The organism is Virgibacillus salexigens, from assembly GCF_014905415.1.
GTDB classification, from domain to species: Bacteria; Bacillota; Bacilli; order Bacillales; family Amphibacillaceae; genus Virgibacillus; species Virgibacillus salexigens.
On the sequence record NZ_BNEO01000004.1, the window covers coordinates 201,562 to 217,455 of the forward strand.

The 15,894-nt window shown below is 37.1% G+C and carries 12 protein-coding genes; 9 read left to right on the forward strand and 3 right to left on the reverse strand.

Annotation, left to right across the window (positions count from 1 at the left end; all coding sequences use genetic code 11):
* Positions 1–24: 24 nt before the first annotated feature.
* Both pepF and yhfH read right to left on the reverse strand, forming a co-directional pair.
* Positions 25–1,827 (reverse strand): oligoendopeptidase F, encoded by a 1,803-nt coding sequence (gene pepF / locus JKP73_RS16705; protein WP_267903273.1) that lies wholly within the window; start codon positions 1,825–1,827, stop codon positions 25–27.
* A 165-nt stretch (positions 1,828–1,992) separates the two neighbouring features.
* On the reverse strand, positions 1,993–2,121 hold the full coding sequence (yhfH, locus tag JKP73_RS16710; RefSeq protein WP_021292232.1) for a protein YhfH: 129 nt from the start codon (positions 2,119–2,121) through the stop codon (positions 1,993–1,995).
* 104 nt (positions 2,122–2,225) lie between these two features.
* Here yhfH and JKP73_RS16715 point away from each other — a divergent pair, with 104 nt between their 5' ends.
* The 5 genes from JKP73_RS16715 (at position 2,226) to JKP73_RS16735 (ending at position 6,674) form a co-directional block, all read left to right on the forward strand.
* Positions 2,226–2,957, forward strand: coding sequence for an MBL fold metallo-hydrolase (locus tag JKP73_RS16715; protein WP_021292233.1), 732 nt, complete (start codon positions 2,226–2,228; stop codon positions 2,955–2,957).
* An 83-nt stretch (positions 2,958–3,040) separates the two neighbouring features.
* Positions 3,041–4,036, forward strand: coding sequence for a lipoate--protein ligase (lplA, locus tag JKP73_RS16720; RefSeq protein ID WP_200411561.1), 996 nt, complete (start codon positions 3,041–3,043; stop codon positions 4,034–4,036).
* Positions 4,037–4,254: 218 nt separating this feature from the next.
* Positions 4,255–5,790 carry a fatty acid--CoA ligase family protein gene (locus JKP73_RS16725; RefSeq protein WP_021292235.1) on the forward strand — a complete coding sequence of 512 codons (1,536 nt, stop codon included), beginning with the start codon at positions 4,255–4,257 and terminating at the stop codon, positions 5,788–5,790.
* A 102-nt stretch (positions 5,791–5,892) separates the two neighbouring features.
* The gene (locus JKP73_RS16730) at positions 5,893–6,048 is read left to right on the forward strand and encodes a hypothetical protein (RefSeq protein WP_021292236.1); all 156 of its coding nucleotides are present in this window, start codon (positions 5,893–5,895) and stop codon (positions 6,046–6,048) included.
* A gap of 95 nt (positions 6,049–6,143) precedes the next feature.
* Complete coding sequence (locus tag JKP73_RS16735; RefSeq protein ID WP_021292237.1) at positions 6,144–6,674, forward strand: competence protein ComK; 531 nt, start codon at positions 6,144–6,146, stop codon at positions 6,672–6,674.
* Here the strand turns inward: JKP73_RS16735 and JKP73_RS16740 are convergent.
* Positions 6,610–6,999 carry a YhjD family protein gene (locus JKP73_RS16740; RefSeq protein ID WP_021292238.1) on the reverse strand — a complete coding sequence of 130 codons (390 nt, stop codon included), beginning with the start codon at positions 6,997–6,999 and terminating at the stop codon, positions 6,610–6,612. The genes JKP73_RS16735 and JKP73_RS16740 overlap by 65 nt on opposite strands.
* 196 nt (positions 7,000–7,195) lie before the next feature.
* On the opposite strand from JKP73_RS16740, the gene JKP73_RS16745 reads away from it, so the two are divergent.
* From JKP73_RS16745 to addA, 4 genes are all read left to right on the forward strand, one after another.
* Positions 7,196–7,852, forward strand: a complete 657-nt coding sequence (locus JKP73_RS16745) for a TVP38/TMEM64 family protein (protein ID WP_021292239.1) — start codon at positions 7,196–7,198, stop codon at positions 7,850–7,852.
* A 55-nt stretch (positions 7,853–7,907) separates the two neighbouring features.
* Complete coding sequence (gene lepB / locus JKP73_RS16750) at positions 7,908–8,462, forward strand: signal peptidase I (RefSeq protein ID WP_021292240.1); 555 nt, start codon at positions 7,908–7,910, stop codon at positions 8,460–8,462.
* A gap of 104 nt (positions 8,463–8,566) precedes the next feature.
* On the forward strand, positions 8,567–12,064 hold the full coding sequence (gene addB / locus JKP73_RS16755; protein WP_160807342.1) for a helicase-exonuclease AddAB subunit AddB: 3,498 nt from the start codon (positions 8,567–8,569) through the stop codon (positions 12,062–12,064).
* Positions 12,058–15,786, forward strand: a complete 3,729-nt coding sequence (addA, locus tag JKP73_RS16760; RefSeq protein ID WP_200411562.1) for a helicase-exonuclease AddAB subunit AddA — start codon at positions 12,058–12,060, stop codon at positions 15,784–15,786. Before addB ends, addA begins: the two co-directional genes overlap by 7 nt.
* The last annotated feature ends 108 nt before the right edge of the window (positions 15,787–15,894 follow it).

Sequence of the window (15,894 nt, forward strand, 5' to 3'; positions counted from 1 at the left end):
ATGAAATAACAGGTGCTTAATAATTTAGTTGTAGCTTTCTTCGAGCTGATCAATCAGTGAACCGACGAAAGCAACAGCATCTTTAATTGCATCTGGTTTTGACATATCAACACCTGCCTTTTGAATCAGATCCAATGGTTTCATCGTTCCACCTGATTTTAGCACGTCAAGCCAGCGATTGACTGCAGGCTGCCCTTCTTCTTGAATTTGTTTTGCAACAGCCGTAGATACTGTTAACCCTGCAGAATAGGTGTATGGATATAATCCCATATAATAATGAGGTTGTCGCATCCAAGTTAGTCCTGCACCATCGTCGAAAGTGACAGTGTCTTGCCAAAAATTTTTAAGCGCTCCTCTTTTTAATTCAGATAATACATCAGCAGTTAGTGGAGTACCTGTTTCTGCTGATTGATATACATTTTTTTGAAATTCTGCTTCTAAAAGATGCGTAACAAAATTATGATAATATGTTCCAAGTAGTTGGGTAATAATCCAACGTTTCATTCGTTTATCGTTTGTGTTACCTAATAAATGGTTGGCTAGGAGTAATTCATTCAAGGTGGATGGAGCTTCCACAAAGTAAGTAGATGGACGTGTATTCAAAAGGGATTGATTCTTTCCCGCCAAATAAAAATGTCCTGCATGGCCTAATTCATGGGCTAAGACGAAGGCTCCTCTCATCGTATCTGTCCATGTAATGAGAATATAGGGATGTACCCCATATGGACTAGAGCAAAAAGCGCCTGTTGCTTTCCCAACATTATCAGCTAAATCTACCCAGCGATTATCAATAGCTTGTTTGGTAATGCCACGATATTCTTCTCCCATAATCGTTAGAGCATCTAAAATAGTAGAAGTGGCTTCTGCGTATGTTGTTACTGGATTAAAGTCAGGATCCAAAGGTGCTTTGAGATCATAGTAATGTAATTCAGGTAAACCTAACTTCTCTTGTTTTAGCCTAGCAAACCGGCGCATGTGAGGAGCTAACTCTTGTTGTAATAGTTGGAGCTGGTTTTCATACATTTCAAATGTTACTTGTTGTGGATGAAGCAGCATTTCAGTAACAGATGAGTAGTTTCTTAGTTTGGCCATGGTTACCTGCTTCGTAACCTCTGTTGCATATACAGCTGCGTAAGTATGTTTATACTGATCTAATGTCCTGACAAAGGATTTATATGCTTTCCTTCGTGTATTTTCTTCTGCGGCAAGCTCATATCGGTCTTCATATAAAGCAGCTGACATGGGAAGTTCATTTCCTGCATCATCCGTTATCGAATCAAATGTCAGATCAGAGGATTTGCTTCGTTGGTAAATCATATAAGGAGCATCATGAATTTCTGATAAAGCAGCAATGGTTTTCTCTACGATCGGTGCAAGTGCATATGGTTTCTTTTCCATCACATCTTTGAGCATCTTTAGATAGGGTTGCAGGGAACGCTGCTCTTGTAAAAATAAATCAATGGTGTGTGCAGGAAGATCTAATAATTCAGATTCTATAAATGCAAGTTCTGTATTAATCAAGGCTATCGCCTTCGCAACGCGTGAAGAATCACGTTGATTGATTGGGTTTGTTCCATCTGCATTTGAGCGTAAATTAGCATATACTGCTACTCGAATAACACGCTTTTGAAAATCCTCAAACGTAGTTAAACAGTGATCTAATGTCTCAGCATTCTCTCCTAAATTACCTTTAAAACGGGTGACTTTATGTACATCTTGCTGAATAGCTTCTAATTCTGTTTCCCATGCTTGATAAGTTGGAAATAAGTCATGTAGATCCCAGGTAAGTTCCATTGGCACTTCCGAACGTTTAGGTCTTGTTACCACGTATGTATACCCCTTTCTCTTAACTATTTCGTAACTCTAAGTAATTATAATATAAAAATAGTAATAATGGTATGTTTTTTCAGAAAAAAACAGCTATCAATGGATAGCTGTTGGTAGAACATTGGATATGCGTATAGTACAGTAGAAAGAAGAATAAAGAAGGTGTTACCTAGCTGGATGATCACAATCGTCACATAAATTACCATAGCAATCGGCTTTCTCTATCATTTCATTTCCGCATTTACTACACTTTTTCTTAGGTAAATTACGAAAAAATTCGATGACGTTCATCATGTGATTTCTCCTCCTCTAGTTTGAATTATTTTTATTGTAATATAACAGTATTCAATCAGTCAATACTGTGTTACAACAAAAACTAAAATTAGGAGTGTGTACCTATGAAGTTTACGGTTATTGGTTATTGGGGAGGTTATCCTGCTCCAAATGAAGCGACTTCCTGTTATTTACTTGAATCAGGTGGCTTTTCCCTTGTCATTGATATGGGGAGTGGTGCCTTGGCAAAATTACAGCAATATAAGACAGTTACCGAGATTGATGCAGTCATTCTTTCTCATTATCATTTTGATCATGTTGCTGATATTGGTGTTTTGCAATATGCCCGATTAGTTACCTATTATATAACAGGAAAGGATAAAGTATTACCAATTTATGGACATGAGGAAGATGAAGCTGGATTTCAATCTTTGACGCATACATATACAAAGGGAGTGGCATATGATCCAAAAGAATCTTTGGAAGTGGGAGCCTTTACCATTTCTTTTTTAAAGACAAAACATCCCGTACCTTGTTATGGAATGCGTATTACTGATGGAACAAATTGTATTGTCTATACGGCTGATACAAGTTACCGAAAGGAGTGGATACCATTTGCAAAAAATGCAGATTTATTAATCACGGATTGTAATTTTTATGCCGATCAAGATGGAGAAAATGCTGGACATATGACAAGTAAACAAGGTGGTAAGATTGCAGAGGAAGCAAATGTAAAGCAATTACTGCTTAGCCACTTACCACAATATGGAGATCGTAACCAATTAATTGAAGAGACGAAGGAAGTCTTTTCTAGAACGGTTCAATTAGCTCATGCCGGTTTTATTTGGGAAAGCTAGGTTTATCTTTTGATTACTCCTTTAATTTACATTAAACTTAAACTATACAAAAGACCTATTTATATTGAAGGGAGTAAAAACGTATGAAGTTTATTGATAATAAAGGTATTACTGATCCAGCAATTAATCTTGCTTTAGAAGAATATGTGTTGAAAAATTTTGGCGAACAGGATACATATTTACTATTCTACGTGAATGAACCATCTATTATTATTGGGCGTAACCAAAATACTGTAGAAGAAATCAATACGCAATATGTGGATGAGAATGGAATAAAGGTAGTGCGTCGTCTTTCCGGTGGAGGCGCTGTTTACCATGATGAAGGAAACTTGAATTTTAGCTTTATAACGAAGGATGACGGGAATAGCTTTCAAAATTTTGCTAAGTTTACACAACCAATGGTAGATGCATTAAATAAACTTGGGGTACCTGCCGAATTAAAAGGGAGGAATGATCTTACTGTGGAAGGCAGGAAAATTTCTGGAAATGCCATGTATTCTACAAAAGGTAAAATGTTTAGTCATGGCACACTCATGCTTGATTCTGAAATTGAGAACGTTGTTTCTGCATTGAATGTAAGAAAAGAAAAAATAGAATCTAAAGGAATCAAATCCATTCGTAGCCGTGTCGCAAACATTTCGGAGTTTCTAGAAAATAAAATTACAGTAGAGCAGTTTAAAGAAATTATATTGCAATATGTCTTCCATGTAGACGATATAATAGACGTACCTCGTTATGAACTATCCGAAGAAGATTGGGAAAATGTCCATCAAATTTCCAGAGAGCGCTATCAAAATTGGGAATGGAACTATGGGAAGTCTCCATCCTTTAATATTCAAGAATCTTATAAGTTTGATGCTGGCTTTGTAGATGTTCGCCTTGATGTCAAAAAAGGAATTATTGAGAATTGCAAAATTTACGGGGATTTCTTTGGAGTTGGAGAAATTAGTGTTATTGAGGACAAGCTAACTGGAGTCCGCCATAATCGACAAGCAATAGAAGAAGCACTTGCTGGTGTGGATGTTCCACACTATCTAGGAAGGATTTCAAAAGAGGATTTTGTCAACTTGATATATTAAGTAAAAGCAGCCTTTTATTTGGGGCTGCTTTTTGATTAGGTTTATATAATTATTTTGGCAGCGCTTCCACTTGAAAAGAAGATACCAGTACTTTATACTTGGAATAGTAAAATAATTCATATGGTTTTGACGGATAGAAGATTGTTTCGTGTACATCTTCTTTTAAATCTTAAAATATGAATGATCATTCATTCATATTTTTTCAGGGAGGAATAATAGTGAATGTAAGTGATCAATTAAGTGAGACTGCTAAACAGTATCCGGAAAAGATAGCTTATGTATATCAAGGAAAAGAAACAAGCTATGCTGAGTTGGATCGTGCTATCACGCAGTTTGCTTCTGGTTTGATGTCTTTAGGTTATCAAAAAGGTGACCATGTTGCTTTGATTGTCGGAAATAGTCCTTATTATATTGTTGGATTATACGGCGCGTTACGGCTTGGGTTAGTTGTCATTCCAATCAATCCGTTATATACATCAACTGAAATGAGCTATATTATTAAAAATGGAGATGTCAAAGCCATTATTACCATGGATAATTTACTTGAGAAATTTAAGACGATCAATGACCAATTTTCAAAGGTTAACCATTACATCGTTTGTGATTCTCATTCTAATCAACAACCTGTTTCCTTTCTCCAAGAAAATTCAAAATCATTCACAGCGGTTTTAAAATTAGGATCTCCCCACTTTACCGGTCCAGTATTAGAAGAGGATTCAATGGCAATTATTCTATACACATCAGGGACGACAGGAACACCTAAGGGTGCTATGCTTTCCCACAAGAACCTATACTCCAATGCTAAAGATACAGCAGATTATTTGCAGATAAACGAACATGATCGCGTTATTGCTGCGTTGCCAATGTTTCATGTGTTCTGTTTGACCGTATCGCTTAATGCGCCGTTAATGAACGGGGGAACAGTGCTTATCTTACCTAAGTTTTCTCCAACAGAAGTATTTAAAATAAGCAAACAGAATGAAGCAACCATTTTTGCTGGTGTGCCGACAATGTATAACTATTTATTGCGAGGTGGGAAGGCGAAAGTCGATTATTTTTCAAGTATTCGCTTGTGCATCTCTGGGGGCGCTTCTATGCCCGTTTCATTATTAAAAGCGTTTGAAGAAGCATTTCATGTTAAAGTTTCCGAAGGCTATGGATTATCAGAAGCTTCTCCTGTCACTTGTTTTAATCCGCTGGATCGTCCGCGAAAGCCAGGATCAATTGGATGTAGCATTTTAAATGTTGAAAATAAAGTCGTGGATGAGCTAGGTCAAGAAGTTCCTATTGGAGAAATAGGCGAACTAATTGTGCGTGGACCAAATGTCATGTTGGGATACTATAAAATGCCAGAAGAAACAGCGGCTGCTTTAAAGGATGGTTGGCTTTATACTGGTGATATGGCTCGTATGGATGATGAAAACTATTTTTATATAGTAGATCGAAAAAAAGATATGGTTCTTGTCGGCGGGTATAATGTTTATCCACGTGAAGTAGAAGAGGTACTATATGCTCATCCGAATGTGACTGAAGTTGCGGTTATTGGTGTCCCAGATCCACAGACTGGTGAAGCGGTACATAGTTTTGTAGTCATCGATAAGCCCTCACTGACAGAAGAAGACTTAATTGAATATTGCCAAGCCCATTTAGTGAAATATAAAGTCCCTACGTCCATTGATTTCTTAGAGGAATTACCAAAAAACACAACAGGTAAGATTCTGCGTAAAAATTTAAGAGATAAAGTTCGCTATTAACTTCCCTAAAGCTTTGAGGTATTAACTACACCTTAAAGCTTTTTTGTGTATGAATAACATATTAATCCTGGGGGAGAATGAGTAGAAGAAGGAGGGATAAAAATGGGCTTTGAATCTAACCGTTCAACAAAAGAACTAGATACATTTACTTTGTTAAACCCGCAATTTGATGTATTCGAACATAAAGAAAGATTGTATAGCAGCGAAGGGGACGTCATAACGGAAAAAGAAAAAGACACTACATCATCTAATTTTTAGAAAATATAGATTTTATATTCCATTTTACCTATAAATTTGTTAAATTAGTAAATAAGCCACTTTCTTTTCTATTTTTATAGAAAGGATGAAAATTTTTGATAAATCTTTATATGCAATCTCCAGAAGTTACTCCTCTAACCGTAGCACTTGTAGCTCAACGTAATTCTAGCAATAAACCAATTACTATGGTATTGGAAGAAGAAGCAGAGTATCCTGTTAATTATTCTCCTAGTAAAATTGTTGATCATGCGTGCAAGTTTTTCGGTTCAAGTCTAAAAGGCAGGCAAGAAGGGACAAAAGACATTTGCGGCATCACCCATAAAGCTCCAATTACGATTGATCCAATTAGTGGTATGTATTTCTTCCCTACCACTTCTCCCACAAGCTCAAATTGTTCATGGATTGCCCATTCCCATATTGATCAAGTTTTAAAAGCAGATAACTATGGTACAGAAATCCTATTTAAAAATGGAAAACGTATATTGATTGATATATCATATGGATCTGCTTTAAATCAGATTCAGCGAACAGCTCAATTTCGCTACTTGTTGGACAATCGGATTAAGTTTCTACAAAAGCAAATTGGGGGTCGGACTGCAGAGTTTTTCGCATCAATTCCCGAATAATAAGCTGTACTTTTTTGCGAATAGCAGGATTAAAATAATTTCGTTTTTCTTCACGCCCTCGGCAAAGGAACAGATAAGAAGAAAAGGAATCATTTTTTTCTAAGGTAACTACTTTTAATTGCATGGTTTGCATTGTTTTGCGCAAGCTTCTTCGTTCATTTAATGCTTCTGTTTCCATTTTCTTTAACAGTTCCATATATGGCTCTTTTATTTTAAATCCTCCGTTTTGGATATGCTGGATATCTTGTTGTATCACGACCATGGCCATCGATAGAAATAGAAAACGTGAGGCAATGGTAAATTCCTCTTCATTTAGATAGCGCATGATAATTCCCTCCTTAAACAGAACATTTGTTCTTTATCTAGTATATGCTAAATCATATAAAATATTCAATAGACAAGGCTTAAAAATGAAAAGAAAGTGGCAAAATAGTGATATTACTATGCATATCTATTGGATTACATTAAAATATACATATATCTAATATCTTGATCTTTTACATATTGAGGAGATTTACTGCATGTTTTTATTAGACGTTCAACTATCAGATTGGAAAACGATGATTGAAAATGACACTTTTGATGAATATATCATGCAATTACTAAATAACTATGAGAATCTAGGACCGCTTCCAGGGATATTGTTACCGTTTGTGGAAGCATTTCTGCCATTTCTCCCACTGGTTGTATTTGTATTTGCGAATGCGGCTGCTTATGGACTAATGGAGGGATTTTTATTATCTTGGTTAGGAGCTGGACTTGGAGCTATCCTTGTTTTTCTAGTTATTCGTAAGCTTGGTAATAGGAAAGTGTTTAGAGCGGTTCGGGAAAATAAACAAGTGAAGAGAGTAACTAGCTGGTTAGAGAGACATGGTTTTGGACCCTTATTTTTGCTTATGTGCTTTCCATTTTCTCCATCGGCAGTGATTAATGTTGTTGCTGGTTTATCAAAGGTAAGCACGCAACAGTTTATATTGGCTGTGATCATGGGGAAATCAGTAATGATTTTTTCAATTGCTTATGTAGGTTCAAGTATTATGGAGTTCGCCAAAAATCCAGTTAAGACGATTGTAGTTGGTGGATGTATTGTCTTATTTTGGATGATTGGTAAATATATTGAAAAACGGTTGCAAAAAAAGGCGCTGTTAAAGGATAAAATGGGCTCTGAGAACGATTAAGACGGGATAAACCAGGGTAAGATGTTAAGAGAACTTACTCTGGAGGAAGATGAACATGAAGAAAATAAAATATCGGAAAGTGGTTCCAGTTATTTTACTTGGAGTCATTCTTGCAATTGTATTCCGTACAGCTATATTTGCAAGCTATGTGGTAGATGGAGAATCGATGGAACCGACATTAAATGATGGTAATTTGCTAATGGTTAATAAAGTAGTATATGATTTAGCAGATGTTGATCGTTTTGATGTCATTGTGTTTCATGCGAATAAACAAGAAGACTATGTTAAGCGAGTTATTGGAATACCAGGTGATGAAATAGAATATAGAGACGATAAATTATATATCAATGGGAAATATGTAGAGGAAGAATTTCTAAATGATTATGCAAAAGCGACAACTGGAGAAAAACCATATACAGAGAATTTCAATTTAAAAGAGGTTACTGGTAAAAAAACCGTGCCGAATGGAAAGCTATTCGTAATGGGCGATAATCGCGGAGATAGTTTAGATAGCAGGTCTTTTGGTTTTATCTCACAGACACAGCTCGTTGGCAAAGTAGATGTGAAGTATTGGCCGCTTTCACAAGCAAGTTTAAGCCTTGGCAAATAGTTATGTAGAAGCTCTTATCTTTGATAAAATAAAAGATAAGAGCTTCTTTATGCAGTAAATATATCTTATTAATAATTGTTTAATAACTGAATGGAGGAAACAGAATGGGACTCCGTTTTATTACAGGACGAGCAGGAACGGGGAAGAGTGGTCGTTCCTTAGACGAAATAAAAGCAAAACTACTGGAGGATCCACAAGGTCCACCAATTTTTTATATTGTACCAGATCAGATGACATTTCAACAGGAGTATACCCTGTTTAATAATAGTGAGATTACCGGAAGTATTCGCGCACAAGTTGCAAGTTTCTCTCGATTAGCTTGGAGAGTACTGCAGGAAACAGGTGGGGGAACGAAACAATTTATTAGTACCATCGGAATCCAAATGATGCTTCGTAAGATAATTGAAGAAAAGCAGGGAGATTGGCGTGTATTTCAAAAAGCGATGGAGAAACAAGGATTTCTCCAGCAGCTGGAAACGATGATAACTGAGTTTAAACGTTATACAATCACCCCTGAGACGTTGCATATGCAAATTGAAGAAATTGAGCACTATGTACATAAAGAACCTGGGGAAGTAGGTCTGGTAAATAAGCTAGAAGATTTAGTCTATATATATGAAAAGCTATTATTTGCCTTGCAAGGGAAATATATAGATGGAGAAGATCAACTGCAATTATTAGCAGATAAAATCCCAGCGTCTTCTTTATTAAGTGAAGCCGAAATTTACTTCGATGGTTTTCACCGTTTTACACCAACAGAAATGATGGTAGTAGAAGCGCTTATGAAAAAATGTAAAACGGTCACGGTAGCTTTAACAGTGGAAAAGCCAGAAGAATACGAGGCTTCTGAATTAGATTTATTTTATCAAACAACCGAGACATATTTTATGCTGAAACAGACAGCAGAAGTAAATCAAGTGAATATTGAAGCGAATATTGAATTAGATCCGGAAAATGGGAGGTTTCGAGATCGCCCTCATTTTGCTCATTTAGAACGGAATTTTGATATTCGCCCTGTACCGGAATATCGCGGAGAGGTTCCTTTACAAATTGCTGAAGCTGTCCACCCTCGTGCGGAGGTCGAAGGAGCTGCACAGGAAATTACTCGGCTTGTTCGTGATGAAGGCTATAGATATCAGGATATCGCAGTTTTTATTCGACAAACGGATACGTACCATGATTTGATTACAACCATTTTTAGTGATTACGAAATTCCGGTATTTATTGATGAAAAGCGTACCATGTTGAACCATGCATTAATTGAATTTATCCGATCAGTGCTAGATATAGTGGAAGGCAATTGGCGTTATGATGCTGTTTTTCGTGTATTAAAAACAGGTTTTATTCCCATTCAGAATAACGAATATCCATTAACTGCAGATGCCATTGATGAGCTAGAGAATTATGTCTTAGAATATGGTATTCGCTCACGAGAGCGCTGGCTTAGTGATGAAGAGTGGGTGTTTCAGCGATTTCGTGGTTTTGAACAATCAGCACAAACCGATGCAGAGAAAACAGCACAAATAAGAATAAATCAATATCGTAAACAAGTTGTACAGGCATTAGGATCATTTGATAACAGGATTAGACAAGCGAATACGATTCAAGAAAAATGTGAAGTTATTTACTTATTATTAGAAGAGTTACAAGTTCCGGCCCGTTTGGAACAAATGCGTGCAGATTTCGATGAAAATAATGAGCTAGAAAAAGGGAGAGAACAGGAGCAAGTTTGGGAAGCTGTAATCCAATTGTTTGATGAAATGGTTGAAATGGCTGGAGATGAAACAATATCCCTAACAACATTCCGAAAAACATTGGATGCCGGGTTTGAAACATTAACATTTGCGCATGTACCTCCTAGTATTGATCATGTGATTGTTGGTTCTATCGATCGTTCACGTATAAGTGGAATTGCTTGCGCATTTCTTCTCGGAGTTAACGAAGGAGTATGGCCAATGAAACCTGCTTCAGACGGACTCATTAATGAACATGAAAGAGAAATATTGGCAGGTCACGGTCTGCAATTAGCAGAAAGTAGTAGACGACAGCTTCTAGACGATTGGTTCTACATGTATATTGCCTTTACAGTGCCAAGAGATAGATTATGGATTAGCTATGCTCTTAGTGATGAAGAAGGCAAAACAAAAATGCCATCTCAGTTAATCAAACGAATGGAAGACTTATTCCCAAGTTGCAGTAATCATCTATTTTTGCAAGATCCAGATGAATTATTGGATGCAGATCGGTTTATTACAACGCCTACGAAAACGAGGGCAGCCTTAACTGCTCAATTAGCAAGGCATCGCAAAGGCTATCCAGTTAAATCCATTTGGTGGTATGTTCTGAATTGGTATATTGAGCATGATCCGAAGTATCATACAACTTATCAAGTATTACAAAGCTTATATTACAAAAATTTACCTATCAATCTATCAGAAGAAACGGTTGAAGAGCTTTATCCTAAACAGGTGAGAGCAAGTGTTTCTCGTCTGGAAACCTATTACCGCTGTTCTTATCAGCATTTTGCTAAATATAGTTTAGGACTGGAAGAGCGCAGAACATATAAATTAGATGCTCCAGATATTGGACAATTATTCCATGAGGCATTAAAAACAATTACGGAATGGATTCAATCAGACGGAAAAGATTATGCACAATTAAACCAGACGGATGCAAATAACTATGCATCTAAAGCAGTGAAATCCTTAGCGCCGGTTTTACAACATCAAATATTACACAGTTCAAACCGATATAAATACATTCAACAAAAATTGGAAGAAGTAATTGCACGTGCTGCCTTTGTACTTAGCGAGCAAGCCAGGCAAAGTAATTTCTCACCAGTTGGCTTGGAACTGGGATTTGGACAAAACCAAAAACTACCGCCATTAACAATTCCATTAGACAATGGGTTCGAATTAATGCTGCGTGGACGGATAGATCGAGTTGATCGTGCCTTAAAAGACGACTCCTTGTTCCTTCGAATTATTGATTATAAATCAAGTGCAAAAGGACTGAATCTAATCGAAGTTTATTATGGATTAGCATTACAGATGCTTACGTATTTAGATGTAGTGTTAACTCATTCTGAAAACTGGTTAGGTGTAAAGGCCACACCAGCTGGAGTCTTATATTTCCACGTGCACAACCCAATGATAGCTGGAAAAGAAAAAATGGATGATGTCACGATTCAAGAAGAATTGTTTAAAAAGTATAAGATGCAGGGATTGTTATTATCTGATGAAGAGATTGTCAGATGGATGGATACAGCATTAGATTCTGGATCAAGCCAAATTGTACCTGCTGGTGTGAAGAAAAAAGGAGGATTCTATAGTTATTCAAAAATTGCAGATGAGCAAACCTTTGCAAGTTTACAAAGCCATATGCATCAGCTGATGGCAGGAGCAGGAATGGATATTACTAACGGAGGAGTCCATTTAAATCCATATCAATATAAACAGCACGTAGCTTGCACATATTGTCCGTTTCATTCCGTTTGCCAATTTGATCCAGATTTGATAACGAATGATTATCGAAAGTTAACGGATATGAAAGAAGAAGAGATATTACAGTATTTACGAGAAGAGGAGGGGAACGGATGGTAAATTGGACAAAGGAGCAAGAGGAAGCAATTTATACTAGTGGAAGTGATGTGCTCGTAGCGGCAGCAGCGGGATCCGGAAAAACGGCAGTCTTGGTAGAGCGGATTATTCAAAAGTTATTAGATAAAGATCATCCAGTAGATATTGATTCCTTACTTGTTGTTACCTTTACGAACGCTGCTGCACAGGAAATGCGAAATCGAGTTGGTACAGCTTTAGAAAAAGCTTTGGCAAATGATCCTTCTTCCCTTCATTTGAAAAAGCAATTATCTTTATTGCAGCGTGCTTCGATTTCAACCTTACATTCATTCTGTTTAGATGTAGTAAAACAATATGCTTATCTATTAGATATCGATCCAGCTTTTCGAATTGCAAATGATATGGAAGCTGATTTAATTAAGCAGGAAGTAATGGATGAATTATTTGAGAATTGGTATGGTTCGCAAGGAGAAGAGCAGGAATTATTCTTCCAAGTCGTTGATCGCTTCTCTAGTGACCGAAGTGATGCAGAAGTAGAGGATTTAATTCTTTCCCTTTATTCATTTGCTGTACAGAATCCATGGCCTGATCAATGGCTTGACCAATTAGCTGAAGCGTATTATATACCGGAAGACTATCAACAAGAGGATTTATTTTGGTTAGACATTTTAAAGCGGGAAGTTCAACATAAGTTTGAAGCGATTCAACAAGAAATGGCAATGGCATGGAACATTGCAAAGGAAAATGATGGCCCTTATCAATATGTGGAAACCGTTGAAAATGATATGCATTTATTACAGCAGGCATTGGATGCGGTTCATGACTGGAATCAATTACATGAGATGATGAATAGTCTCGCTTTTGGAAAGCTTCCTAGTAAAAAGTCTGATGTCAATGAAGATAAAAAAAAGCAGGTTCAAAAGCTACGAAACAATTATAAAAAACGCTGGAATGATATGAAACAAGAATGGTTTAGCCGAGATTTAACTAGCCATGTAGAAGATATGCAGGAAATGACACCGGTTATTAAAAAATTAGTTGAGCTGGTTAAGGAATTCAAACAGCACTTTATTGACGAGAAACGTGAGCGAGCCATGGTCGACTTTACGGATTTGGAACATTACTGTCTTCAACTATTAATTGATGAAACAAATGGTTTTGATTTCAAGTCGCCTGTACCGTCAAAAGTTGCTAAAGGCTTCCAGCAGCAGTTCTCTGAGTTATTGATCGATGAATATCAGGATACCAACCTAGTTCAAGAGACAATTCTCCAATTGATCAGTGACCAGGTTGGTTCGGGGAATCGGTTCATGGTAGGGGATGTAAAACAAAGTATATATCGATTTCGTCATGCAGAACCAACGTTATTTATAGGAAAATACAAAAGGTTTCAACAGATGAATCATCCTGGGAAACGAATTGATTTAGCTCGTAATTTTCGTAGCAGAGCACCCGTTTTAACTGGTACTAATTATATATTTAGACAAATTTTAGATGAAACACTGGGTGAAATTAGTTATGACGAAAATGCGGAGCTGATTTATGGGAATAAGATGTATGATGAATTACCCTATTCTGAACCAAATCCAGAATTATTGATTATTGATCGAGATAGTGAAGAACAAGAGACGCTAGAGGAAGAGGACTTTCGAGATTTAGAAAAAGCAGAATTGGAAGCTAGGGCATATGCAGATAAGATTAAAAAGTGGATTGGACAGAAAGGAGATGCGCCATTACAAGTTGTCGATAAGGAAACACAAATGCAGCGAGATATGCAATATCGCGATGTTGTCATTTTATTACGCTCGATGACATGGGCACCTGCAATTAGTGATGAATTAAAGAAACAAGGAATTCCTGTTTATGCCGAGTTAACTTCAGGTTACTTCGAAGCAATTGAAGTAAAAGTCATGATAAGTCTATTGAAAGTCGTGGATAACCCAAGACAAGATATTCCGCTGGCCTCTGTACTGCGATCCCCAATTGTAGGGTTAAATGAGGAGGAATTAGCTGCTATTCGACTTGCTGGTAAAAATTTTGCTTTTTATGATGCGTTAAAGGAATACGTTAAACAACATATAAATACAACGGCTGAAAAAATACAACGGTTTATAGATAAACGAGAAACGTATCGAATCTCCTCTAGACAAGGGGCGTTGTCGGAACTGATTTGGCAAATTTATAGAGAGACTGGGTACTATGATTTTGTTGGAGGGATGCCAGGCGGGAGGCAGCGTCAAGCTAATTTACGAGCACTTTATGATCGAGCAAGAACGTATGAAACAACTTCATTCCGTGGGTTATTCCGCTTCCTTCGGTTTATTGAACGAATGGAAGAAAGAGGAGATGATCTTGGGGCAGCACGTGCCTTAAGTGAGCAGGAGGATGTCGTACGAATTATGACGATTCATAAAAGTAAGGGCCTAGAATTTCCAGTCGTCCTGTTAGGGGGAATGGACAAACAATTTAATCTCATGGATCTCAATCAGAAGTATTTACTACACAAAGATTACGGATTTGCTAGTAAATATATTGATCCAGTTAAACGAATTACCTATCCGACGCTTTTCTATCATGCCTTAAAAAGGGAAAAATTACGCGAGCAGTTAGCTGAGGAAATGCGTGTCCTGTATGTTGCTTTAACTCGTGCTAAGGAAAAGCTGGTTATGGTCGGGAATGTTGCTTCATTCACAAAAAAAATTGACAAATGGGAAAAAATTCGTGACCATCAAGAATGGGTTCTTCCCGCTTATTTTCGAATGGAGTCCAAAACATATCTTGACTGGGTTGGCCCTGCATTGCTTCGTCATCGTGAAAATCAGTTGCTTCGAACAGATGAATTCCAGGAAATAATTAGTTCTGCAGTACAACATGATTCTTCACATTGGGATGTAACGCTTATTCATGGAAGCGAATTGGTAAATACCGATCAGTTACAAGAACATGAAGATGAACAATTATTCAACCATATCTCTACATGGCAGCCAATGGAGGGACTAAAAGACAACGAACTTAGTAAGCTAGTGAATCACCGTCTGCGTTTTATATATCCTTATAAGGAAGCAGCTATATCCAGAGCAAAACAGACAGTTACCGAAATAAAACGGCAACAGGAATTAAAAGATGAATATAGTGCTGAACAGCTCGTAACACCTTTTCAAAAGCCGATCGTTAAACGACCAGCTTTCATGCAGCGAGAAAAAACAATCACATCTGCGGAAAAAGGAACGATTATCCATACTGCTATGCAACATTTGCCTATGAATCGCCGATTGACTCTAATTGAAATCGAAGAAGAATTAGAAAAAATGGTAGAGAAAGAGATTCTAAGCAAAGAAGAAGTAGAACGTATTGATCTCCAAACAATTGAACAATTTTATGATACAGAGTTAGCCGAATATATGAGGGAAGTACCAAACTTGTATCGTGAGGTTCCATTCAGTTTAGCACTGCCGGCCAGTGAAGTTTATCCGTCATGGCAGAGCAATCAAGAAGAGAATGTGTTAATTCAAGGGGTTATTGATGGGATTATACCGAAAGATGAGGGTTGGATAATCATTGATTATAAGACGGATGCTATCGAAGAAGCTTGGACTGAAGAAACAAAACAAAAAATGCTTGACCGGTATTATACACAGATGAAGTTATACCGATATGCAATTGAAGTAATTTGGAAGCAGCCTGTCAAGGCGACATATCTATACTTTTTCGCTAAAAATGCGCTTGTAGAAGTTCCAAATGAGTGATACTTGGATAAAAGTGCGATGCAAGAACGATGTTAACAAGTCAAATGAATAGACTACTACCTCATGGTGGAAGTAAACCGAAACAAATAGTAATTTTGAATGCGTTGT